Origin of the sequence: Pseudofrankia coriaricola, from assembly GCF_032027725.1 — a bacterium.
GTDB lineage: Bacteria > Actinomycetota > Actinomycetes > Frankiales > Frankiaceae > Pseudofrankia.
Genome location: NZ_JASNFO010000003.1, coordinates 263,738 through 285,573, shown reverse-complemented (window position 1 = coordinate 285,573; position 21,836 = coordinate 263,738). Strand labels below are relative to the sequence as shown.

The window sequence follows — 21,836 nt, the reverse complement described above, 5'->3', positions numbered from 1 at the left end:
GACCTTGGGGTGCTGGCCGCGCGGGGTTGAGCGCGGTCTCGCGGACGCGAGACAGAAGACGACAGACGACGCAAGACGGAAGACGGTTGAGGGAAGACGGTGCCGAAGGAGACCGGTCGCAAGACGATCGCGCAGAACCGGCGTGCCCGGCATGAGTACGACATCCTCGACACCTACGAGGCCGGCGTGGTGCTGACTGGCACCGAGGTCAAGTCGCTGCGGCTGGGGCGTGCGTCGCTCGTCGACGGGTTCGCGCAGGTCGAGCACGGTGAGGTCTGGCTGCACAACGTCCACATCCCGGAGTACGTCGAGGGGACGTGGACGAACCACACGCCACGGCGCAAGCGCAAGCTGCTCCTGCACCGCGATGAGATCGAGAAGCTCGTCGGCAAGACCAAGGAGGGCGGCCTGACCCTCGTGCCGCTCGCCCTCTACTGGAAGGACGGCCGGGCGAAGATCGAGGTCGCACTCGCCCGTGGCCGCAAGAACTATGACAAGCGCACCGCACTCGCGGAGAAGGACGCGAAGCGCGAGATGGCCCGCATCATGGGCCGCCGGGCGAAGGGCCGCCACAGCTGAGCCAGCGACCGTCTCCGCGTCGCCGGCCGCCTAGCAGGGCAGCCGGCGGGGGTCCCGGGTCCGGCGCCGAGCGCCGCCGGCTGGCCCACACCGAGTGGCTCGTTCCACCGGCCTTCGACGGGTCCACGGACGCCCAGGACGAGGGACCCGGCTACGACGCGCAACGCGCCGAGCCGAGGGGCGGGCCAGCGGACGGGGAAGCCGCCGCGCCGTCCGGCCCCTCCGGCCTCTCCGGGCCGTCCAGCCCTTCTGGGTCCTCCAGCCCCGCTGGGCCCGAATGGCTGGACGAGCTGACCTCGGCGCGGGGCGCGCGGCTACTCGCGCGGGCGGCCGTGGCAATCGAGGCCGGCGACGAGCTCGGGGCCGGCGCCCGGCTGCGCGCCGAGGGGGTGCAGCCCGGACTGGTCGCCGCCGCGTTCACCCAGGCGGAGCTGCGCCGGCGGGCGGGCGGCGCGTTCACCCGCGCGGCCGAGATGCTGTTCACCAGGGCAGGACTGGAGCAGTCGACGGCCGAGGCGGCGGCCCGCCACCGTGCCGCCCGGTTCGCCGGGCTGGGCCGCGTCGCCGACCTGTGTACCGGCATCGGCGGGGACCTGCTCGCGCTGGCCGGCGCCGGTCACCCGCTCCTCGCCGTCGACCGCGACCCGCTGCACCTGCGTATCGCCGTCCACAACGCGCGCGTCTACGTGCCGGACGCGGACATCGACGCGCGCGGCGCGGATGTCCGGGACGTGGACCTGGCGGGCCTCGATGCGGTGTTCGTCGACCCGGCGCGCCGCGCGGACGGCCGGCGGTTCGCCGCCGGCACCAGCGAACCGCCGCTGCCCTGGTGTTTCGCGCTGGCGGAGCGGGTGCCCGCCGTCGCGGTGAAGGCGGCGCCGGGGCTGCCGACGGCGCTCGTCCCACCCGGCTGGGAGATCGAGTTCGTCGCTGACGGCCGCGACCTGAAGGAGGCGGTGCTGTTCTCTCCCGCCCTGGCCGGCGGGACGCCGCGGCGCGCCACCGTCCTGCTCGACGACGTTCAGCTCGACGACGTTCAGCTCGACGCCGTCCGGCCCGACGACGCCGGCCCGTGGGGCTGCGACGGCCCGACGGCGGCGGGAGGGCCGCCGGAGACCTCGCCGGAGACCTCGCCCGAGATGGGGGGCCGCCTCCTGGGCGCCGTGGCCGCGACACTCGCCGGAGTGCCGGACGAGGACGGCGTGGGTGCGCGTCAGGTCGGGGAACCCGGCGCCTACCTGTACGACCCGAGCCCGGCCGTCACCAGGGCCGGGCTCGTCGGAGAGCTCGCCCGCCGGCTCGGCGCCTGGCAGGTCGACCCGATGATCGCCTTCCTCACGTCCGACCAGGCGGTCCCGACGCCGTTCGCCCGGCTGCTGCGGGTCGAGGCCAGCCTGCCCTTCGACGTCCGCCGGCTCACCGCCCTGCTGCGCGGCATGGGGATCGGCGCGCTCGACCTGCGCCGCCGGGGCCTCGCGGGCGACGTCGACACCCTGCGACGCCGGCTGCTTCCCGCCCGTCGGGACCTGGTCGCGGGCGGTCCGGCTGTCACCCTCGTCATGACGCGTCACCACAACCGTCCCTGGGCCTTCGTCTGTACCGCCCCAGCGGCGCCAAGCGGCCCTGCCGCGCCGGGTGGTCCTGCCGCGCCCGGCGGCCGCGCGGCGGGGTGACGGAACAGACGTCGATCAGGCATGGTTGCGTTGGCAACAATGTAGTGGGGCCGCAGGTGAGGTCGGATGTGAGGGCGGCATCGCCGGCCCAGTGACCAGGCCCAGCGACCGGAGGCGGCGGAGACGATGGAGATCAAGGAACTCGGGCACGTGGTGCTCTACGTGCACAACATCGAAAGGTCCGCGTCGTTCTACAGGGACATCCTCGGATTCCGCCAGGTCTTTCCGGATCCCACCAATGACGGCCCGTTGCCGTTCCCAGCGGCGGGGTTCTCCTCCGGTCGGACCCACCACGAGCTGCTGCTGATCGAGGTCGGCGAGGATGCGGCGGAACTGCCGCGCGGCCGGCGCGTCGGCATGTACCACTTCGGGCTGAAGGTCGGCGACACCGACGACGAGCTGCGCGAGGTGCTCGCCCAGATCACCCAGGCCGGCGTCTCAATCGCGGGCGCCTCCGACCACACGGTGACGCACAGCCTGTACATCGTCGATCCGGACGGCAACGAGATCGAGCTCTACATCGACGTCCCCGGCGTCGACTGGAAGAACGACCCGACCCTGGTCGCGGCCCCGATCCGCCCGCTGCGCCTCTAGCGCCGCGACACCCAGCCCACGATCGTTCATGATCGCCACGGGCGTGCCGTCACGGTCGTGATCTGGCCGAATCCGCGACTGTGACGACACGGAGGTAGTGATCTACCGGTCGCGTGCTGGCGGGCGAACGTGGACGAGGGCGGCACCCGCGCCCGCCGCCGGCCAGTCCGCGGGCAGCCGGGCGACACTGTGACGAGGGCGCGGGGCGCCCTCGGATGTCGGACGGCACGCGCCCGACTGCCTGGTCGCGGTTGCGGTTGCGGTGTGCCTGGTGGGGGCTGGCGATGGTGCGGGGCGGGCGTGGCGGGCGGGCTGGCGGCCCGGACGCGCGCTGGCCGCGGGCCACGGCGGGTGCCCTGCTGTCCATGACGTTCGTGTCCGGACTGGTGGACGCGGTCGTGTTCCTGGCCGTCGGCCACCTGTTCGTCGCGATGGTCACCGGGAACATCATGTTCCTCGGCTTCACCCTCGCCGGGGCGCCCGGCCACTCGGCCGCGCTCCTCGCGACCGCGGTGGCCGGTTTCTTCGTCGGCGCTGTGATCGGCGCGCCGCCCCGCCGGTCACCGCCCCGCCGGTCACCGGCCCGGCGGTCACCGGCCTGGCGGTCACCGGCCTGGCGGTCACCGGCCTGGCACGGTCGCGGGGACGCGGCGAGACCGGGCACTCTGGGATCCGGCGCTCTGGGATCCGGCGCTCTGGGGCCAGGCGAGCTGGGAACGGCCGCCGAGGTGGTCGCCTCCGGCGGGATCGGCGCCGGGACCGGCCCGCCGCGCGCCACGGTGGACGCCGCCTCCGGCGAGGACCCCGCCCCCCGCGAGGACGCGGCCGTGTGGGCCGCGCGGCGCCCGCTGGCGCTGACGGCCGCGGCCTACGCCGGCCTGCTCGTCATCAGCCTCGTGATCACCGTGGTCTTCGACGCCGAGAGGGGCCGGATGCGGTACGCGATGATCGCCGTCCTGGCACTGGCGATGGGCATGCAGAACGCGGCCGGGCGTCGCCTGGCGATGCCGGACATTCCGACCAACGTGCTGACGACCCAACTGACCATGATCGCGGCTGATGGCTGGCGCACCCGTGAGCTCGGCCGAAGCACCCGGCGGCGTGCCGCCGCCCCGGTCATGATGTTCAGCGGCGCGCTCGTCGGCGCGGCCACCTACCGGGCGGGCGGCGTGCCCGTGCCGCTCGCGCTGGCGTCCGCGCTCGCCGTCGTCGTCGCGCTGGAGGTCGCCACCGGCCGCGTCCGTCCGCCCTGAGAGCGGTGCCAGAACGCCCCACGCGGGCGGGCCCTCCCGCCTGGGCGGGAACAAGCTCCGCTGGCGGGCGTTGTACTGCTTGGCGGGAAACGAACTTGCCGGGTGGAGCAGCCGGGGGTATGTTTGATTGCCAGGGCCCGTTGGGCTCGTTGCTCCTCTTGAACTACACAGCACGGCATGACACACGGTCATCGTATTGCCGCGAGGCATGGGTGGGCGTGTGAGCCACCTTCGCCAGGGCGCGTCACTCGCCTCGGTGATCGTGGAACCTGAACCTGGGGGTGACCGGTTTCGACTTCGGACGCCACGCCAGGGGAAGCGGGCCGAGGATGAGCGGTTATCTCGCAAACGATCCGCTCAAAAGAATAGCTGCCAACAAGACGCAGCCTGTTACCTCCGCTTACGCCCTCGCGGCCTGACGGATATAGGTAACTGTCAGCCTGGGAGCTCCTCCGGCCCAGGACCTGGCATCGCTAGGAGGATCACCTCGCCACCCGGTCACGGGGTAGCGCGGAACATCAAACAGTGACTGGGCCCACACCGGCCTGCCTGCGGGACCGGTGGGGCCGAGAAATAAGTAGCAGGCTGCGCCCGGAGAAGCCCTGACGCGCCGCCGGAGGACGCGGGTTCGATTCCCGCCACCTCCACAAGCGTAAGCATGTTTGAACCCCCGTCACGCGAGTGGCGGGGGTTCTTGCTTTTTGGCCAGCATCTATGACGCAGACCGGCGCTTCAGGGGGCGCGTCGCCTGGCCTCGGCGCGCAGCGCCCATTCCCGGGCCGCCGCGACCACCAGCAGCATGGCCACCAGAGGCACACCGAAGAAGATGACGAGCCCGAACCCGATGTTGGCGCCGATCACTCCGGCGGTCGCGACGTGGTACCCGAAGCCGAGGATCACGCCGACTCCAACGAGCGGGCACATCACCTGCCACCGGCGCGGGTCGGCGGCGCCGCGGCGGCCCCCGTGTAGCAGGAGCGCCGCTGCGGCTGCCGCCAGGAGCAGAGCGACGACGCCGATGGTCGTCATCCGCCCGGCCGGGATGTCCAGCGGTCGGACGGCGTAGTCGAGTTCCGAGCGCGGGACGCCCGGGTAGTCGTCCTGTCCCAGCAGTCCCACGACCGCGACCGGTACGGCCGCGATCAGAAGGATGGCGGCCCAACCGTGGAAGGCTCGCGCAAGGGTGGAGGTTGGCGTCCGTGCCGGCGGCGAGGTGAGCATGAGAAGCCAGTCTTCCCATCGGTCCCCGGCATGGCCTGAGCGCGAATACTCAAATTCACTGGGTCGAACGTCGGCTTGCCCGGGTTAGTTGGCGCGGCTGGCGTGGTCGCGGATCGCCGCGGCCGCCACGGTGATGGCGGCGAGCAGGACGGAGTGGCCGATCCGCCGCCAGCCGCTGTCGACGAGCACCGTCGTGTCGTGGACGTGCACGACGAGGACCGCGGCCAGGACGGTGTAGCCCGCGAGCAGGGACGCCTGCCGCCATGGCAGCACCGGACCGACGAGGACCGCCGGTACCGCGACCGGCGCCAGGGTCTCCCACCGGTCACCGAACGCCGCGGTACAGGCCGCGGCGACCGCGACCGCGACGAACCCGGCCCGCAACAGCGCGCGGGCCATCGGAGGCGACATCTGACGGGGAGTCACCGGCCCGTTGCGGACGCTTCGGGGTCGGCAGTCGGCCCGGGAGCAGCGCCGGTGTGGATGCGCAGTCCCTTCAACGGCACGTCGACGGCTACCGGGTCGGCGCCAGCACCGCTGGCGGTAGGCAGTGGCAGCCCCTCCCGGCAAGGCCTGCCATCGGCGGTGTAGCGAATGGGCCGCGACAGCGCGTCCAGACCGAACCGGCGACGGTCTCTACGCAGATCCCACCAGACCACGATCGCTGGCGCGATGAACATGAAGCCGAGTAGTGGGACCACGAGCAGCACGCGGCCCCAGTCGAGTCCTGAATGCACAGACTTTTCTCCATGACGGTGTCCCTGGACGCGGTCCGCGACGGGCGGAGGGCGCCAGGCAAGGTGTATGTGAAGGCCACAGCTGCGTCGTCTCAAACGCGGCGGAAGAACGCCGGGCCCGTGGGCGATGAGGAAACGCACAGCGAGGAAGCGCTACCCCAGCGGCAGATCACCGGCAGCGTCTGGCAACGCCGCAACGCCGCTGTTGCGGACGTCGGGGGATAGCTGTCGGGGGATAGCTGGATGTCCGGCGGGTCAACCTGGAGGGCCAAGCCGGTCAGAAGACAACTGCCTGCCCTCGCCACCGGGCCACCCACAAAGTGGCGCCCGGTCAGGACCGGCCGGATTTCCGTGATCCTCCGGTCGCGCGATCAGCGAGCCGCAGCCAAGGGTCTTACTACGGCGTTACCCGCCTGGATGGTGGGCCACGGGCGCCGCACACACCGTTGCGCTTGTCCGGCCGGCGGCCGTGGCCGGGAGCCCGTCGCCACCAGACGAGACCCGGTATCACCAGCGCGAAGAGCACCGCCGCGACGGCCAGATCACCAGGATGATCGGGGGCCAGCTTCGCCGACAGCGCCATGCGGCCATCGACGCGAGGAACGACCACATGCGCGCGGGCCGGGGAACCTACGACCGAAGAAACGGCGGCCAGCGCCCGGTCCGACGTGGCCGCACCAGATCCACCGCTGCCGGCGCCAGCGCCCAACAGGCCGATCACCAGTAGTGCCACCGCCCAGACAGCGCCGAAGCTCCGACGCCGGATGGTGACCACGTGCCCAGGGTAAACCAGTACCCCAGCACGCGGGCACGGACTGATTCCGTCCGCATACCCGGCACGGGTGAGCCCAGCCACACGACGTCAAGCGGAACGCCGCGACGCGCCGCTCACCGCCACGCGTGCCGCCACCTGGCCGAAGGCTCCGCCCGATACACTTCGAGATCGTCTAATGACGCGAACGGCCCGCGCGGGCGCCCCTACGGCCGTTGTGCGGGCAGCGGTTGAAGTGAGGGCCAGCGGCTGAGAATGCGGTCGCGCATGGTCGCGGCGAGCCGTCCGAGTCCTACCAGCTCGCCGCCGTCAGCGGTCGACGGAACTCCGGTCCTGGACATCAGGCCCTGGTTCCCCGAGTTCGATCCTCGGGGAGAAGGCCGCCGGGCCGGATGGTCCCAGGCGATGCTTGCGGACTACTTCGCCAAGGGATGAAATTCTTCCGGGGCGAGTCGTTCAGATCGGTAAGGGTGCCCCGCTCGCCGAGGCCGCGCGCGCCGCGTTCCAGTGCCGCTCCAGCGAATGTTCACCCCGTCGCTGGCACCATCAAAGTCAAGATTAGTCAGACGTCGCCCGTCACCGGTGGCGCGTAACGTCTGACTGATCTTGAAAAGGCCGTTCCGAAACGCGCGAACGTTGCCAGACGCGGCTCTAGGGCCAACGGCTGCGCGAATCCTCCAGCCCGGCCCGGCTTCTCATCACGTCCGTTTGCGGTGGACGGCGGCTGGTTTGCCGGCTTTTCTGGCACGTGACCGGGAGCGCCGTGTCGTCAGGCCGGGGCTGGGTCGTCGTCCCAGCTGATGGTGAGAGTGCTACTGAAGCCGCCTTCTCCTTGGCCGACGATTTTCGGTTCGACGGGCTCTTGCCCCGCCGGCCAGACACGCACGGCGCGGTAGGGGTAGCCGTCCTGGCCAGGTGCCTCCCAGTCCAGCTCGACCTGCTGGCCAGGATGCAGACCGCGGTAGGCGGCAATCAGCAGGTGGCTGAAGTGGGTCCAGCAACCGCCGGGGGTCTCGGGTGAGTCGATGACTCCCCAACCCTCTTCGTGCGACCACTCTCGAACGGTGCCGCGCGTCGTCACGAGCAGATCATCCCACGACCACAGTGAGATCGTGGCAGCCGCGGTTGGCCTCTGTCAGTCGTCCAGAACCTGCATGACGAGGACGGAACCGGTGGGCCCGTTGTCTCCGGCCGCGAGCGGGGTCGCGCTCACACGCACCCTGACGGTGCGACCGCGCCTGTTCCGGGAAGGATGAGCGGTCGCGCCCCGACCAGTCGTCGCAGGTCCGCGATGTAGCTCATGGCCGTTGGTCCCTATCCGTCCCAGCGCCGCACTGACTGGTACCCGCTGCTCAATGACGTGATGATTCCGGCCCAGCGACCTCTTCCCCGTGAAACCGGTGCCGACGTACGAGCTGTTTATCTCCGCCGCACCGGGAGAATTCGCGCCACTGGCGTCGCGCCGCCGTGGGAACGGAGCGACCGCCGCGATCCCGCCGGTAGTTCCTCGAGCGGGAAGCGGGCAAAAGCTCCGGATAGGCGGTGTGTTTTGTAATCTTTCCAGGGCGCTGTCGGCGGCTCTTCCGATCGGACCGTAAAACCTCGGAACCGTACTCCTTCGACGCTCCCAACCATGCCTTCTTGGGAATCGAAAGCGCGCCAGCGGACAGACACTGACATCACAATCCGCGGCATTCATCTAGCCATCGAAGTGCGACAGAGAAGGCGCCGTTAACTCGCAGGCAACACGCCTGTTTTGCGCTGCCGCCACCCCGGGTTCCGGCGGTTATGTTGTCGCCAGCAGGCGAAGGAAACATCCAATGGGAAGGGTTCCGAATGACGAGGGTAATTGGGCGGCGTGTCGCCCTTTTGGCCGCATCGAGTCTCGTGTCCGTAGCCGTTGCCCTCGGCACGGGCACGACGGCCGCGCAGGCGGCGGTGCCGAAGCACGGTCCGAGCGTGACGAAGGAGAGGGAGTCCTTCACCCACACGAAGGTCGTCTGGTACGACACCAAGGACAAGAAGAAGCACTACGGGAACGGCGAAGCAGACGGTCCCGGCATCGACGACCCGAGTGCGGAGGAATCTGACGACGCCGCACTGGTTTCGTACCAGGACCCGAGCAAAGACAAGAAGGACCCCTACAAGAACGTCAAGAAGAAGAAGGACTCGGTCACCTGGGAGAAGGTCGTCTGGTACGACAAGGACAAGAAGAAGCACGACAAGAAGAAGCACGACAAGAAGGAGCACGACAAGAAGGAGCACGGGGAGTCGTACGACGGCTACGCGGATGACGCCGGTTCCGACGACGGCTACGCGGACGAGGGCGCGCTCGCCGCCCCGACCGCGCTCGCCGCCCCGGCTGGGGCCGTCGACCCGGCTGAGGCCACCGACCCGGCTGGGGCCGTTGACCCGGCTGAGGTTGCGGACCCGGCTGGGGCCGTCGACCCGGCTGGGGCCACCGACCCGGCTGGGGCCACCGACCCGGCTGGGGCCGTTGACCCGGCTGAGGCCACCGACCCGGTTGGGGCCGTCGACCCGGCTGGGGCCGTTGACCCGGCTGAGGTTGCGGACCCGGCTGGGGCCGTTGACCCGGCTGAGGCCACCGGCCCGGCTGGGGTCGTTGGCCCGGCCACGTTCGCCGAGGCCACCGGCCCGGCTGGGGTCGTTGGCCCGGCCACGTTCGCCGAGGCCACCGGCCCGGCTGGGGTCGTTGACCCGGCCACGTTCGCCGAGATCACCGACCCGATGGCGCCCACCGGAACGACACTGGCGTCTACGCTGGACGAGTACAAGAAGGACCCCAAGAACGTCAAGAAGAAGAAGGACTCGGTCACCTGGGAGAAGGTCGTCTGGTACGACAAGGACAAGAAGAAGCACGACAAGAAGGAGTACGGGGACTCGTACGACGGCTACGCGGATGACACCGGTTCCGACGACGGTTACGCGGACCCCGGGGAGACGGACTCCTACCAGCCGGCCAGCTACTCCCCTGGCTACGGGTACGTCGGTCACGAGGGCTCGGCGACCATGGACCCCGCGGCCACGGACGCCTACCAGCCGGCTGACTACAACTCCGACTACGGTAAGCGCGACAAGAAGGTAATCAAGAAGAAGGTCAAGTTCACCTACGAGCAGGTGCTCTGGTTCAGCCCGAATCGGTGGTACGGCAATGGTCCGGACCAGCCGTTGACCTCCGCGGTGGGACAGCCCCCCGTGGATGCCCCCGCACCGACGGCACCCTCCATTCCGACCACGCCGGCGCCGGCACCCGCGCCGGCGCCGGCGCCCGCCGTGTAGCGGTTTGAAGAACGGTCGGTCTTCGGCGGGACAGACACCGAATAGATTCCAACCGAAAACCGACACCTTCCGGGGCGCCACCGGTTCAACCGGTGGCGCCCTCCGTTGAAGACGGTAGGCGACTTCGCCGCGAGCGTCGAGCGCAGCCGTCCCGGGATCTCGGTCTCGAGCTGTCAGCTGGGATGCGTTCGGCCCAGCAGATGCCGGTGCTGTATGGGTTACATGCGAAACAGCTGTGGTAGTGGTACTTGTAGAGGTTTCCGCGGGCCGTGGAGGACGTTTCCGCTGAGCAGGTAGGTTCGCTGGCGCCGATAGCCGACCACTATCGAAGCGGGTAGCCGGCCCGCCGCTGACGGGGCCTGGGATGGTGGTGATCGACCTGGATGGCGTTGTTTCTTGTCATGGCGGGCCCGGTCCGCGCGCTTCTGCTCCCAGCCGTCACGTCGCCGCTCGCCGGAAATGCGTGGACGTTGACGGCCAAACGGCACGACGCCCGCCGAAGCGTTCGCGGTGGCCTGCCGACGCTGTCCCGGGGTGGTTGGGCTCAGTGGACGACCTCGAAGACCTGTTTCTGGACGCCGTTGGGGTAGGCGTCGTATGCCACCAACTTCAGCAGCGTCCTGTCCTTGTCGATCTCGCTGAACAGGCGCTTCCCGGCACCCAGCAACACGGTGGTCGGTTCGGCGCGCGCGACCGCGCCGTCGCCGATATGTCGATCTCTACGGAAACGTGACCTCGATGTCCAGCCCACCGGTCGGGCGGGCCGTGGCGGTCAGCGTGGCGCCGTGCGCGTCGGCGATCGCCCGGACGATCGCGAGGCCCAGGCCGTGGCCTTCTCCGTGCCGGACTCGCCGGCCGTCCAGCTGCTGGAACGGCTCGAAAAGCCGGTCGACCTCCGCCGGCGGGACGACCGGCCCCGAGTTGCGCACGGACAGCCGGGCCCCGCCGGGCGCGGCCGATGTCGTCACCTCGACCCGGCCGCCCGCCACGTTGTGGCGGATCGCGTTGTCGACCAGGTTCGCCACCAGGCTCTCGACAAGCCTCGGATCCCCCGAGGCCGGCGCCGCGGCCAGGGCTGTCTCGACGGCCATGCCGGTGGGCCGAGCCGACAGGCGGTAGGACAGGACCCGCCGGGCGATGTCGGCCAGGTCGAACGGCTCCCGCCGGTCCACCCCCTGCTCGCCGCTGGCCAGGGTGAGCAGTGCCTCGATCAGCTGCCCCTGCGCCGTGCCCAGCTCGAGCACCTCCTGGCAGGCGGTCCGCAGCTCCTCGACGGTCGGGTCGGGGTCGGCGAGGGCGACTTGCAAGAGGGCCCGCTGCGCGGTCAGGGGTGTGCGCAGCTCGTGCGACGAGTTGGCCACGAAGCGCCGCTGCGACGCGAACGCCGCCTCGAGACGCCCGAACAGGTCGTCGAGGGTCGCGGCGAGCTCCGCGAACTCGTCAGTACGGCCGGTGGGCCCCAGCCGGCGGTGCAGGTTGCTCGCCGAGATGTGCCGCGCGGTAGTGGTGATCGTGCGCAGCGGCCGCAGGAACCGGGCCGCCACGAGCCAGCCCAGCCCGACCGACGCCAGCGCCAGCGCGGCCAGGCTCACCGACCAGGTGACGAACGGGAACTGCGTCGTCGTGACCGGCCCTGCCCCGGGCCCGGCGCCGGCCGGCTCGGACTCCCTGATCCCGGCCAGCGCCGCCGTCAGCAACACCGTGCCCGACACGAAGAAGGGGACGGCGTAGAGCAGCATGAGCTGTGTCCGCAGCGTCCGCCGGCGGCGGATCACGGCTCGCCGATCCGGTAGCCGCCCTCGCGCACGGTGTACACCACCGGCGGATCACCGAGCTTGGCGCGCAGCCGGCGGATCGTCGTCTTCACCGCCGTCGTGAACGGGTCCGCCGCCTCGTCCCACACCCGTTCCAGCAGCTCCTCCGCCGGCACCGGCCGTCCCGCCGCGGCGAGCAGGCACTCGAGCACCCCGAGCTCCTTCGGGCTGAGGTCGAGGCGCCGCCCGCCCCGGGACGCGACCCGCCGGCCCGGGTCGAGGGTCAGGTCCCCGTGCTCCAGCACCGGTGGCACCAGGGCGGTCGGCCGGCGGGCCAGCGCGCGGATCCGGGCGACCAGCTCGGCGAAGTCGAACGGCTTCGGCAGGTAGTCGTCGGCGCCCAGGCCAAGCCCGTCTACCCGGTCCCTGACCGTGCTCGACGCGGTCAGCATGAGGACCCGGCTGCACGGGTATGTGGCGACGATCCGCCGGCACACCTCGTCGCCGTGCGTGCCGGGCAGGTCCCGGTCGAGCACCACCACGTCGTACCGGGTGGCCGCCAGGCGGGCCAGCGCGTCGTCGCCGTCGAGCGCGACGTCGACCGCCATCCCCTCGCGGCGCAGCCCGGTCCTGACCGTGCGGGCCAGGATCTCGAAATCCTCCACCACCAGGACGCGCATCCCCCAACCATCCCAGGCCGATGGTGGCGGCAAGGTGTCGTCGGACGGCACCGGGCTGACACCGGCGGACGGCTAGAAACCCGACCTATGATCACCGTGAACGGACTGCGGAAACGGTTCGGCGCGACCACCGCCCTCGACGGGATGACGTTCACCGTCCAGCCCGGGCAGGTCACCGGCTTCGTCGGGCCGAACGGCGCCGGCAAGTCGACCACCATGCGGGTCGTCCTCGGTCTGGACGCCGCCGACGCCGGCGAGGCCCTCGTCGACGGGCACCCGTACCGCGCCCTGTGCCATCCGCTGCGGCACGTCGGCTCACTCCTGGACGCCGCCGCCGTCTCGCCCGGCCGCACCGCCCGCAACCACCTGCTGTGGCTCGCGCACTCCCAGGGACTCGGTCCGCGCCGGGTCGACGAGGTCCTCGACACCGTGGGGCTCACGTCCGTCGCACGCCGCCGGGCCGGCGGCTTCTCGCTAGGCATGCGGCAACGCCTCGGGATCGCCGCCGCCCTGCTCGGCGACCCACCCACGCTCATGCTCGACGAGCCGTTCAACGGCATGGATCCCGAAGGGATCATCTGGATGCGCCGCCTGACGCGGGAGCTGGCCGCTGGAGGAAGGGCAGTCCTGGTCTCCAGCCACCTGATGAGCCAGCTGCAGGACATCGCCGACCACGTGGTGGTCGCCGGCCGCGGCCGGGTGCTCGCCGACGCGAGCGTCACCCAGCTGCTGGCCGCCGTGTCGGACGGCCGGGTCACGGTGCGTTCCGCCGCCGCGCGCGCGGCGGCGGTGCTGGCGGGCGGCGGCGGGTCCGTCACGGTCGCCGGGGACGGCACGCTCGTCGTGACCGGCCTGCCGGCCGAGGCGATCGCCGCGCTGCAACGGCGTGCCGTTCTCCGAGCTCGCCGCCCACCGGGCGACGCTCGAGGACGCCTACCTGGAGCTCACCCGCGACGCCGTGGAGTACCGCGCCGCCGATCCGGCCGCCGCCGATCCGGCCGCCGCCGCGCCGGCCGCCACACCGGGGAAGGCACTGTGAACGCGTTCGCGGACACGCTGCGTGCCGAATGGACGAAGTTTCGGACCATACGGGGCTGGGTCATCGGCACCGTCGCCATCGTCGGCGTCATCGTGGCGTTCGGGCTCAATCCGGGGATGAAGGGGAGCTGCGGCACGAACGGCCCAGGCTCCGAGTGCGCGCTGCCGGTCGGCCCCGGCGGCGAGGAGGTCACCGACAACTTCACGTTTCTCCACCAGGCGCTCACCGGGGACGGCGTCGTCACCGTCCGGCTCACCGCCATGACCGGCGTGGGGCTCGGGAACCCGGACGAACCGAGCCACGCCGTCGAGCCGTGGGCCAAGGCCGGCCTCATCGTCAGGGCGGGTACCGGGCGGGGCTCGTCCTACGCGGCGGTCATGGTCACCGGCGGCCACGGGGTACGGATGCAGTACGACTACACCCATGACGTCGCCGGCAGCCCCGGCGGTGTCACCGCCGCCGCCCCCCGCTGGCTGCGCCTGAGCCGCGCCGGGGACACCGTCACGGCCGCCGAGTCCGTCGACGGCGGCCGGTGGACGACCGTAGGCACCGCCCGGCCGCGCGGCCTGCCGTCGACCGTCGAGGTCGGGCTGTTCGCCACGTCCCCGCAGCACTCCGAGGAGCTTCACGCCGGGCTGATGTCCGGCGCCATGGGCGGACCGACCCAGGTGACCGGCACGTTCGACCACCTCGCCACGCGGGACGGCTGGACCGGCACCGCCTGGCGGCCGGACGTCATCGGCGCGCCCAGCGGCCCAGCGGGCGGTGCCTCGGGCGGCGTTGGACCGGACGGCGGTGCCCTTGGATCCGAGCGGGCCGGCGACGCCATACGCCTGACCGGTTCCGGCGACATCGCGCCGGCCGTGGCCGGCGCCGGGGGCCTCGGGGTGTCCATCACCCAGACGCTCGTCGGCACCTTCGTCGCCCTGATCCTGGCCGTCGTCGTGGGCACCGTGTTCGTCAGCGCGGAGTACCGCCGCGGGCTCGTCCGGACGACGTTCGCGGCCAGTCCGGACCGGTCGCGGGTGCTGGCCGCGAAGGTCACCGTCGTCGGCGGGGTCATGTTCGTCGCCGGCCTCGCCGCGGCGGCGGCCACGGTCGTCCTCGGGCAACGCGTGCTGCGCGGCAACGGCGTGTACGTCCATCCCGTCCCGGCCGGCACCGAGGTGCGCGTCGTCGTCGGCACCGCGGCGCTGCTCGCCGTCGCCGCGATCCTGGCTCTCGGCCTCGGCACGCTGCTGCGACGCGGCGTCACGGCGGTCACGACGGCGGTCCTCCTGATCGTCCTGCCGTACCTGCTGGCCATGACCGTCCTGCCCGGCGACGTGGCGCGCTGGCTGCTGCGGGTCAGCCCGGCGGCGGCGTTCGCGCTGCAGCAGGCGTCGCCGGAGTACCCGCAGGTGGCGAACCTCTACACGCCGGCCGACGGGTACTTCCCGCTCGCGCCGTGGGCCGGCTTCGCGGTCCTCGCCGGCTGGGCCGCCGTGGTCCTCGCCGCCGCCGCGGTGACGCAACGCCGGCGGGACGCATGACGCCGACGGATGCCCCGAAGGCCCGGTGGAGGCTGCGGTTTCGGTTTGGTGACGCTACGGCGGCAGGCGACCGTGCTGGCGCGGACGCGCGCCTCCGCGGAGGCCCGGCCACGAGCGAAGCGACGTGGTTGGGCCGCAGCGGAGGTCGCCGTAGCGCCCGTGAGCGGAGGAGGACGGCGCGCGGAGGTCTCGTCCCGCCGCGAAGCAAGGGACGGGGCCGGAGCGCGCCGCCCGGACGGAGCGAACCATGAACACAGTGCGTGCCGAGTGGACCAAGCTGCGCACGTCGCTGGGCACGTGCGCGCTGCTGGTCGCGATGGTCGCCGGCACGGTCGCGGTGAGCGCGGCGGCCGCCGGGTTCTCGGATCCGCTGCCCGGCGCGGACCTGCCGAGGCTGAGCCTCACCGGGGTGCAGCTCGGCCAGGCGGTCGTGGCGATCCTCGCCGTGCTGGCCGTGGGCGACGAGTACGCCAGCGGCCTGGCCGTGGTGACGTTCACGGCCATGCCGCGCCGGAGCCGGGTGCTGGCCGCCAAGGCGCTGGTCGTCGCCGCCGCGGTGGCGGCCGCGGCGGCCGTCGCCGTGGCGGGGTCCGTAGCCGTGGGCCGGTTTCTGCTGCCCGAGCACGCCCTGGCCGCGCGCCCGGCGATCGGCTCGGTGCTGTACCTGGTCCTCATCGGGCTGCTGAGCCTGGGGATCGCGACGGGCGTCCGCAGCCCGGCCGCCGGGATGGGGGTCGTCCTCGCGCTCCTCTACGCGCTCCCGATCGTCAACACCGCGGTCGCCGACCCGGCCTGGCAGCGGCGGCTGCTGCGGATCGAGCCGGTCAGCGCCGGGCTCGCGGTTCAGATCACGGGCGGCGCCCCGGCCATCGGCCCCTGGAAGGGCCTCGGCGTCCTGGCGCTGTGGGCGGTAGGCGCACTGCTGGCCGGCGCGGTGCTCCTCGAACGCCGGGACGCCTGACGGCGCCGGCGTCCCGGCGTCCCGGCGTCCCGGCGTCCCGGCGTCCCGGCGTCCCGGCGTCCCGGCGTCCCGGCGCGCGGCCGCCAGGGTGGCCGGGGCTACGAGCAGGCCCAGCTGATCGAGCCCGTCAGCGTGCGGCCGGCGTCCGTGCTGGCGCTGAACGAGACTGAGCCGCCGGTCGAGGTGATCTGGACGGTTGCCGGCACGGAGTCGATGGCGTAGCGGGAGGCATCGGCCGCGACCAGGGACACGGTCACCACCGCCGCGTACGACCCTGGGCCGGTGTAGCCCGCCACCCGGACGCTCTGCGCGACCGTGGTCGCGTTCACGACGCCGGTCGCCGACTCGACGTAGCGCCGCCCGGAGACCTCGCAGCTCACCGGGGTGTTGACGTGTCCCGCGACGGACACCGGGCTGGTGATGCCGATGGTCAGCGAGCCGGGGCCGCCGGTGCCCGCGCCGGCCGGTGCCGTCGCGCCGGCCATCGGATCCGTGGCCGTGCTCGTGGTCGCGGCGGACGCGGGTGCCGCCGGGCCCGTCGGCGGCAGCGTTCCGGCACCGGCACGGCAGGCGGATACGGCGAGCAGGAGCCCGCCGGCGAGCGCGACCGAGCGGCCGAGAACCCTGTTCCGACTGTTCACACCATTCTCCCGACTGACGACGACGCGTGGCGGACGCCGGCCTGGGTGGCGTCCAGTGCGGTGATCCCACCAGCGGTGGATGCGTCGTGGCTGCGAGCTGGATGTGAGAACCGTGTGGGTCGCACCGACCCAGCCAGCGGGTTGATCTCAGGACCCTGAACCAAGTCCACTCCAGTGCGTCGATCAGGTGCGGCGGGAACCGGTGCGCGGGTCTCGACGTCCGCGGTGAGTCGCTCGAACGCCGGGTAGGCGGAGCCCCAACAGCATCGTGATGCGTCGGGCCGTGTCGCCGACGCCTCAGCTGGCCTGGATCAGGTACAGGACGGCGAGAGCCATGGCCAGAGTTCCGAGGAGCAGCTTCAGAGCGGTGTTGGGTAGGCGGGGCTGAAGCCGTGCTCCGAGGTAGCCGCCGCACTGGCCCCCGAGCCCGCAGGCGAGACCGAGGATCCAGTGGGGTGCGATGTTCCCGGGTGTCGTCAGGGCGAGCAGGCCGTAGGTGACCGCGCCGACAACCGAGGTGAGGAACGTCGAGGCGAGGGTGGCGGGCGCGACGACCGTGACCGGCATGCCGCGCCCGACGAGGATCGGGCCCAGGATCGAACCGCCGCCGATGCCGTAGATCCCCCCGAGGACCCCGACGACCAGGGCGAGGGCGGCGACGATCCTTGGCCGAGGCGGGGGAGCACTGCTCGTGCGATCGGTGCGCAGGGTCCGCGCGACCAGCCAGATACCCAAGGGCAGCAGCAGCCCCCCGAGCAGGAGCCGGAACAGGCGAGCGCCTGGCGCGAGGTGAACTCGGATCACCGCGCCCGCGACGACGCCGGGCAGTGTGCCGAGGACAAGCAGGCGGACGAGGGGGCCACGGAGCTGGTTCTGCTGGCGATACCGGACGAGAGGCCCCGGGGTCGCGACCACGTTGAACAGCAGATTCGTAGGCGTGACGGCAGGATTCGGAACCCGGAGCACGTCAAGCTGGACGGGCAGCAGGAACACCGCCCCGGAGACCCCGACAGGAGCCGTGACCGCCGCGATCAGCAGTCCCGCGGCGAACCCGAGCAGGATCGTGGTCACGTGCGCATCCCCCCGCTCACAGCTCCTATTCTGGTCAGTTCCCAGGGCATCGAGCGGAGGACCCGGCCAGCCGGTCGCCTGCGCCGTAGCGATCCACGCACCCGACCCTCGTTTTGCCGAACCGGCAACCAGAGTGGTGAGACCGGGGCGCGATGGGCAACGATGACCCGGTGACCGACGACATCGCGGCAGGATCGCCCGCGTCCCACACTCTCCCGCCTGCCGACGGATACGTCGGCGACCCCGCGGTGGCGGCCCAGTGGGACGGGCGATACACCGACCGGGAGCAGTTGTGGAGCGGCCAGCCCAACGGCGCGCTCGTGGCCGAGGCCACCGGGCTCACACCCGGGCGGGCGCTCGACGTCGGCTGCGGCGAGGGCGCGGACGCGGTCTGGCTCGCGAACCGTGGCTGGGACGTGACCGCCCTCGACGTGTCGGGTGTCGCGCTGGCGCGGGCGGCTGGGCACGCACGCGACGCCGGCGTCGCCGTTCGCTGGGTGCACGCCGAACTTGCGCAGGCGGGGCTTACGCCGGCGTCGTTCGATCTCGTCTCCGCGCAGTACCCGGCGCTGCTGCGCACCCCCGATGCCGCGGCCGAGCGCGCGCTGCTCGCCGCGGTCGCGCCCGGTGGCGTGCTGCTGCTCGTGCACCACGCGGGGATGGACACCCACCAGGTGCGCGACGACGGTTTCGACCCGGCCGACTACGTCTGGCCCTCCACGGTCGCCGCGCTCCTCAACGACGACTGGAAGGTCGAGCGCGACGAGCAGCGACCGCGCGTCGCACCCGAGGGCGGCGCCGGCGCGCACCACACCGACGACTTGGTGCTGCGCGCACGCCGGCGGCGCTGAGCCCCTTCCCCCACACAGCGGCTTTCGTCGCCACGCGACCATGCAGCCGTCTGGACCGACGCCGTGGTCACGACAAGCAGGATGGTGACAATGTCGGCGGCCTGCTCCCAGGGCGTGAGCCGCTCCCTGACCTTGTCGCCGGTTCCGTAGGCGGCGAGCTGGTCGAGTAGCGGCTGGGCGGCGGGTGGAACGGTCCCGCGTCGCGGGCTCGGTCGCGGGTTGGCGGCCATGATCGCGTTGACCTGTGGGGCGTAGCCCTGGTCGGACACCGACCGGGCGTAGACGCCGCCCATGGCGGTGCGGATATAGGGCGCGGATATCGGGTGTTCAACCGATCCCTCGGAGGTGCTGGCGCAGCCGCTGTTCGGTGGTCCAGGCCGCGATCTGGGCGCGGGAGCTCATGTGCAGCTTGCGCCGGATGTTCTCCACGTGCGTCTCGATCGTTCGTGGCGCGACGGACAGGCGGCCGGCGATGGCATGGTTGGTGAGCCCCTCGGTCACGAGTTCGGCGATCTCGAACTCACGGTCCGTCAGCCGTTGTCCCCTGCGCGAGGGCTGGCTTAGAAAGGTGAGTACCGCGTCCAGGACCGCCTCCCATTCGCCGTGGTAATAGAGATGGCTGGAGCCTGGCAGCGGGATCAGGGTGGCCCCGGGGACACACGCGGCGACCTCGCGGCCCAAGTCGAACCTGGTGCCTCGGTCGCCTTCGCGGTGCAGGACCGCGGTCGGTGTCCGGACCGCTGGAAGCAGCCCCCGGACATCCGTGTCGTAGTACACCTCGAGCAACTGTGCGGCCACCGCGGCCGAGGCGCTCGTCCGCTGGAACCGGGTGAACGCCGCCATCTCGTCAGCGGTGGGATCGGTGACGAAGGCGTGTGCCAGTGCTTGCAGCCCCATGCCCCAGTGCGCCCGCACCAGCGCGACGACGGACTTCCTGACGTCGGGCGGCGCCAGATCTCGGCCGCTGGCGCACATTCCGTAGACCACGAGCGCCTCGACCCGTTCTGGGTACCTCGCCGTGATCGCGGCGGCGAGCTGACCCCCCTGCGAGGCACCGAACAGGCGGAAGCGACGCGCGCCCACCGCGTCGGCGACCGCCAGCGCCGCGGCCATCTGTCCGTCGAACGAGAGGTCGACGCCGTCCCGATCCGACAGTCCGCATCCGGGCTTGTCAAAGCGGATCACCGTGAAATGCCGCGCCAGACGTTCAACAAACCCGCCAAAGGAAAACAGATCCAGCTGCCCGCGAAGGTGAGTGATCCACCCCGAGTCGCACAACAAGGCCGGTCCAGATCCCATTGTCGAATACGCCACGGGGCCAGCCGGTGTCGTGCAGTATCTGATCAGCGCCCTCACTCGTCTACGCTGACAGGTCCAGCCGATGTAGTAAAGGAATCCGCGCGGGACACGGCGATCGACGGTCGCGACGCCGATGTCGCCGCCCGCGATGGCGATGCCGCGGTCGAGACCCCGGTTCGGGCGGAGTCCGAGACCGTCCGAAGACCGACATCGGCGACGCCGTATCGCCGGCACCTCGGCGATACGGCGTCGTGGAGGTCGACCGTCACGTGCCCAAGGTCACCCGGACGTGAGACCCGCCTCAACGGCGCCGGTGGGCCAGCATCGGCAGGCCGCCCTTGGGGCGCAGGGTGACCAGCGGCTCGGGCACGACCGGCGCGCCCGCGGCCGGGGTGAACGACCAGTGGCGGGCGATCGCGGCCAGCGTCAGGACGCCCTCGGCGACCGCGAAGCTGTTGCCGATGCACTGACGAGGCCCGGCGCCGAACGGGAAGTAGGCGAAGCGGGGGCGGTCGTGCGCCGTCGCCTTGTCGAGCCAGCGGGTCGGGTCGAAGCGGTCGGGCTCCGGCCACCAGCGCTCGTCCCGGTGTATGACCCACTGGCTGAAGACCAGGGTCGACCCGGCGGGCAGCAGGTATCCGGCCACCTCGCGGTCCGCGACGAGGTGGCGGCCCATCGCCCAGACCGGTGGGTAGAGCCGCATGGACTCGGAGAACACCGCGCCCGCGTAGGCGAGCCGGGGCAGGTCGTCGATCGTGGGTGGCCGGCCCCCGAGGACCGTGTCGACCTCCTCGTGCAGCCTGGCGGCCACCGCCGGCTCGCCGCCGAGCAGATGGAACGTCCACGCCAGCGCGTTCGCGGTCGTCTCGTGGCCGGCGAGCAGAAGGGTCATCGCCTCGTCGCGGATCTGGGTGTCGTCCATCCGCTCGCCGGTGTCGGCGTCCTGGGCGGCCAGCAGCAGGGACAGCAGGTCGGTGCCGGTGGTGCCGGTGGTGCTGGTGGTGTCGCTGGCACCGTCGGCGCGCCGGGCGGCGATCATCTCGTACACGGCGTTGTCGAGCGCCGCGCGGGCGTCCTGGCGTCGCTGCGCCGCCCGTAGCGGGAGCCGCTCCAGTCGCTGGAAGCCGGGCAGGCTCGCACGCCGCGCGGCCGGCATGTTCTCGCCGACGGCGGCCCGCACCACGTCAATAATGCGATCGTCGACATCGACGTCGAACAGCGTCCTGGCGACGATCGCCAACGTCATCTCGGTCATCTCCGCGTGCAGGTCCAGCCGCTGGCCGTCGCGCCAGGTCGCGGCGGCGGCGTCGGCCAGGGCGACGAACTGCTCGCCGTAGCCGGCGATCCGCTGCTTGTGGAACAGCGGCTGGATCAGCCGGCGCTGGCGGAGGTGGGTCTCGCCGGCGCTGGTCAGCAGGCCCTGGCCGAGCAGGTACGTCAGCGGCTGCGTGACGGTCGCGCGCGAGCCGGGGCCGCGGACCACGGCCCCCTTGGCGTACAGGCGGTGGCTACCGACCAGCGCGTCGGCGATCGCGTCCGGGTCGGACACGAGAAAGGCGGACACCGGCCAGCTGGCCAGCCGAACCAGCGGCCCGTAGTCGCGGCGGAGCTCGGGGAACCGCGTCAACGGGTCGGCGCGCAGCCGCCGGACGGTCGCCACCACGCCGCCGGGCGGCCCGGGAACCTCGTTCACGTCCCGCGGCGCGGTCGCCGGGACGTCCTTCGGCGATGAAACAGGGACGGACGAGTGAGAGGAAGCCGTGGGGTGCATCGTGCGATGCCTCCTTGACTGAGTGGTGGTCTCATGACGTTCGGGTGGGTCGAGGGCGGACCCGGATCAGGGCTGGCCTGCGTTCCGCGGGGTGCCGGCGACGGCCGG

19 protein-coding genes, 1 other RNA gene and 1 pseudogene are annotated in these 21,836 nt (G+C 71.8%); 10 read left to right on the top strand and 11 right to left on the bottom strand.

Going from position 1 to position 21,836, the window contains the following annotated elements:
* Positions 1 to 99 precede the first annotated feature (99 nt).
* The 5 genes from smpB (at position 100) to ssrA (ending at position 4,749) form a co-directional block, all read left to right on the top strand.
* Positions 100 to 579 (top strand): SsrA-binding protein SmpB, encoded by a 480-nt coding sequence (smpB, locus tag QOZ89_RS05005; RefSeq protein ID WP_312623091.1) that lies wholly within the window; start codon positions 100 to 102, stop codon positions 577 to 579.
* A 332-nt stretch (positions 580 to 911) separates the two neighbouring features.
* A complete protein-coding gene (locus QOZ89_RS05000) occupies positions 912 to 2,252 on the top strand; it encodes a class I SAM-dependent methyltransferase (RefSeq protein WP_312623090.1) in 1,341 nt (446 codons plus the stop codon).
* Between the two features lie 126 nt (positions 2,253 to 2,378).
* Positions 2,379 to 2,846, top strand: a complete 468-nt coding sequence (locus QOZ89_RS04995) for a VOC family protein (protein ID WP_071050314.1) — start codon at positions 2,379 to 2,381, stop codon at positions 2,844 to 2,846.
* A gap of 215 nt (positions 2,847 to 3,061) precedes the next feature.
* Positions 3,062 to 4,099 (top strand): YoaK family protein, encoded by a 1,038-nt coding sequence (locus QOZ89_RS04990; protein WP_312623089.1) that lies wholly within the window; start codon positions 3,062 to 3,064, stop codon positions 4,097 to 4,099.
* A 277-nt stretch (positions 4,100 to 4,376) separates the two neighbouring features.
* Positions 4,377 to 4,749: a transfer-messenger RNA gene (ssrA, locus tag QOZ89_RS04985) on the top strand.
* 82 nt (positions 4,750 to 4,831) lie between these two features.
* Here the strand turns inward: ssrA and QOZ89_RS04980 are convergent.
* From QOZ89_RS04980 to QOZ89_RS04965, 4 genes are all read right to left on the bottom strand, one after another.
* The gene (locus QOZ89_RS04980) at positions 4,832 to 5,218 is read right to left on the bottom strand and encodes a hypothetical protein (protein ID WP_241841911.1); all 387 of its coding nucleotides are present in this window, start codon (positions 5,216 to 5,218) and stop codon (positions 4,832 to 4,834) included.
* 186 nt (positions 5,219 to 5,404) lie between these two features.
* On the bottom strand, positions 5,405 to 5,731 hold the full coding sequence (locus QOZ89_RS04975) for a hypothetical protein (RefSeq protein WP_312623088.1): 327 nt from the start codon (positions 5,729 to 5,731) through the stop codon (positions 5,405 to 5,407).
* 11 nt (positions 5,732 to 5,742) lie between these two features.
* Positions 5,743 to 6,057, bottom strand: a complete 315-nt coding sequence (locus QOZ89_RS04970; RefSeq protein WP_131804085.1) for a hypothetical protein — start codon at positions 6,055 to 6,057, stop codon at positions 5,743 to 5,745.
* A gap of 1,541 nt (positions 6,058 to 7,598) precedes the next feature.
* The gene (locus QOZ89_RS04965; protein WP_071050308.1) at positions 7,599 to 7,910 is read right to left on the bottom strand and encodes a cold-shock protein; all 312 of its coding nucleotides are present in this window, start codon (positions 7,908 to 7,910) and stop codon (positions 7,599 to 7,601) included.
* A gap of 806 nt (positions 7,911 to 8,716) precedes the next feature.
* On the opposite strand from QOZ89_RS04965, the gene QOZ89_RS04960 reads away from it, so the two are divergent.
* Complete coding sequence (locus QOZ89_RS04960) at positions 8,717 to 10,129, top strand: collagen-like domain-containing protein (protein ID WP_312623087.1); 1,413 nt, start codon at positions 8,717 to 8,719, stop codon at positions 10,127 to 10,129.
* Between the two features lie 544 nt (positions 10,130 to 10,673).
* Here the strand turns inward: QOZ89_RS04960 and QOZ89_RS04955 are convergent.
* Genes QOZ89_RS04955 through QOZ89_RS04945 form a run of 3 tightly spaced genes read right to left on the bottom strand, consistent with a single transcriptional unit; the run spans position 10,674 to position 12,563 of the window.
* Positions 10,674 to 10,799 (bottom strand): hypothetical protein, encoded by a 126-nt coding sequence (locus tag QOZ89_RS04955; RefSeq protein WP_274536539.1) that lies wholly within the window; start codon positions 10,797 to 10,799, stop codon positions 10,674 to 10,676.
* A 49-nt stretch (positions 10,800 to 10,848) separates the two neighbouring features.
* Complete coding sequence (locus tag QOZ89_RS04950) at positions 10,849 to 11,904, bottom strand: sensor histidine kinase (RefSeq protein ID WP_241841780.1); 1,056 nt, start codon at positions 11,902 to 11,904, stop codon at positions 10,849 to 10,851.
* A complete protein-coding gene (locus QOZ89_RS04945) occupies positions 11,901 to 12,563 on the bottom strand; it encodes a response regulator transcription factor (protein WP_312623086.1) in 663 nt (220 codons plus the stop codon). Before QOZ89_RS04945 ends, QOZ89_RS04950 begins: the two co-directional genes overlap by 4 nt.
* Positions 12,564 to 12,650: 87 nt before the next feature.
* On the opposite strand from QOZ89_RS04945, the pseudogene QOZ89_RS48205 reads away from it, so the two are divergent.
* The 3 genes and pseudogenes from QOZ89_RS48205 to QOZ89_RS04930 all read left to right on the top strand — a co-directional run bounded on the left by QOZ89_RS48205 (position 12,651) and on the right by QOZ89_RS04930 (position 16,095).
* A pseudogene (locus QOZ89_RS48205) lies at positions 12,651 to 13,602 on the top strand (ABC transporter ATP-binding protein).
* A complete protein-coding gene (locus tag QOZ89_RS48200) occupies positions 13,599 to 15,134 on the top strand; it encodes a DUF1349 domain-containing protein (RefSeq protein ID WP_071049323.1) in 1,536 nt (511 codons plus the stop codon). Before QOZ89_RS48205 ends, QOZ89_RS48200 begins: the two are co-directional and overlap by 4 nt.
* Before the next feature lie 247 nt (positions 15,135 to 15,381).
* A complete protein-coding gene (locus QOZ89_RS04930) occupies positions 15,382 to 16,095 on the top strand; it encodes an ABC transporter permease (protein ID WP_071049322.1) in 714 nt (237 codons plus the stop codon).
* Positions 16,096 to 16,193: 98 nt separating this feature from the next.
* On the opposite strand, the gene QOZ89_RS04925 is transcribed toward QOZ89_RS04930, so the two are convergent.
* Positions 16,194 to 16,736, bottom strand: a complete 543-nt coding sequence (locus QOZ89_RS04925; RefSeq protein ID WP_071049321.1) for a hypothetical protein — start codon at positions 16,734 to 16,736, stop codon at positions 16,194 to 16,196.
* Between the two features lie 297 nt (positions 16,737 to 17,033).
* Entirely contained in the window at positions 17,034 to 17,807 is a 774-nt protein-coding gene (locus tag QOZ89_RS04920; protein WP_071049320.1) for a sulfite exporter TauE/SafE family protein, read from the bottom strand.
* Between the two features lie 170 nt (positions 17,808 to 17,977).
* On the opposite strand from QOZ89_RS04920, the gene QOZ89_RS04915 reads away from it, so the two are divergent.
* A complete protein-coding gene (locus QOZ89_RS04915) occupies positions 17,978 to 18,658 on the top strand; it encodes a class I SAM-dependent methyltransferase (protein WP_071049336.1) in 681 nt (226 codons plus the stop codon).
* 327 nt (positions 18,659 to 18,985) lie between these two features.
* Here the strand turns inward: QOZ89_RS04915 and QOZ89_RS04910 are convergent, their stop codons facing one another.
* Both QOZ89_RS04910 and QOZ89_RS04905 read right to left on the bottom strand, forming a co-directional pair.
* Positions 18,986 to 19,957 (bottom strand): alpha/beta fold hydrolase, encoded by a 972-nt coding sequence (locus tag QOZ89_RS04910; protein ID WP_274536538.1) that lies wholly within the window; start codon positions 19,955 to 19,957, stop codon positions 18,986 to 18,988.
* A gap of 301 nt (positions 19,958 to 20,258) precedes the next feature.
* Entirely contained in the window at positions 20,259 to 21,728 is a 1,470-nt protein-coding gene (locus QOZ89_RS04905; protein ID WP_312623085.1) for a cytochrome P450, read from the bottom strand.
* Positions 21,729 to 21,836: the final 108 nt, after the last annotated feature.

Coding starts and splice junctions, on each gene's coding strand:
- QOZ89_RS04995 (WP_071050314.1), top strand. CDS start 2,379: ATGGAGATCAAGGAACTCGGGCACGTGGTGCTCTACGTGCACAACATC.
- QOZ89_RS04990 (WP_312623089.1), top strand. CDS start 3,062: ATGTCGGACGGCACGCGCCCGACTGCCTGGTCGCGGTTGCGGTTGCGG.
- QOZ89_RS04975 (WP_312623088.1), bottom strand. CDS start 5,731: ATGTCGCCTCCGATGGCCCGCGCGCTGTTGCGGGCCGGGTTCGTCGCG.
- QOZ89_RS04945 (WP_312623086.1), bottom strand. CDS start 12,563: ATGCGCGTCCTGGTGGTGGAGGATTTCGAGATCCTGGCCCGCACGGTC.
- QOZ89_RS04930 (WP_071049322.1), top strand. CDS start 15,382: ATGAACACAGTGCGTGCCGAGTGGACCAAGCTGCGCACGTCGCTGGGC.
- QOZ89_RS04910 (WP_274536538.1), bottom strand. CDS start 19,957: ATGGGATCTGGACCGGCCTTGTTGTGCGACTCGGGGTGGATCACTCAC.
- QOZ89_RS04905 (WP_312623085.1), bottom strand. CDS start 21,728: ATGCACCCCACGGCTTCCTCTCACTCGTCCGTCCCTGTTTCATCGCCG.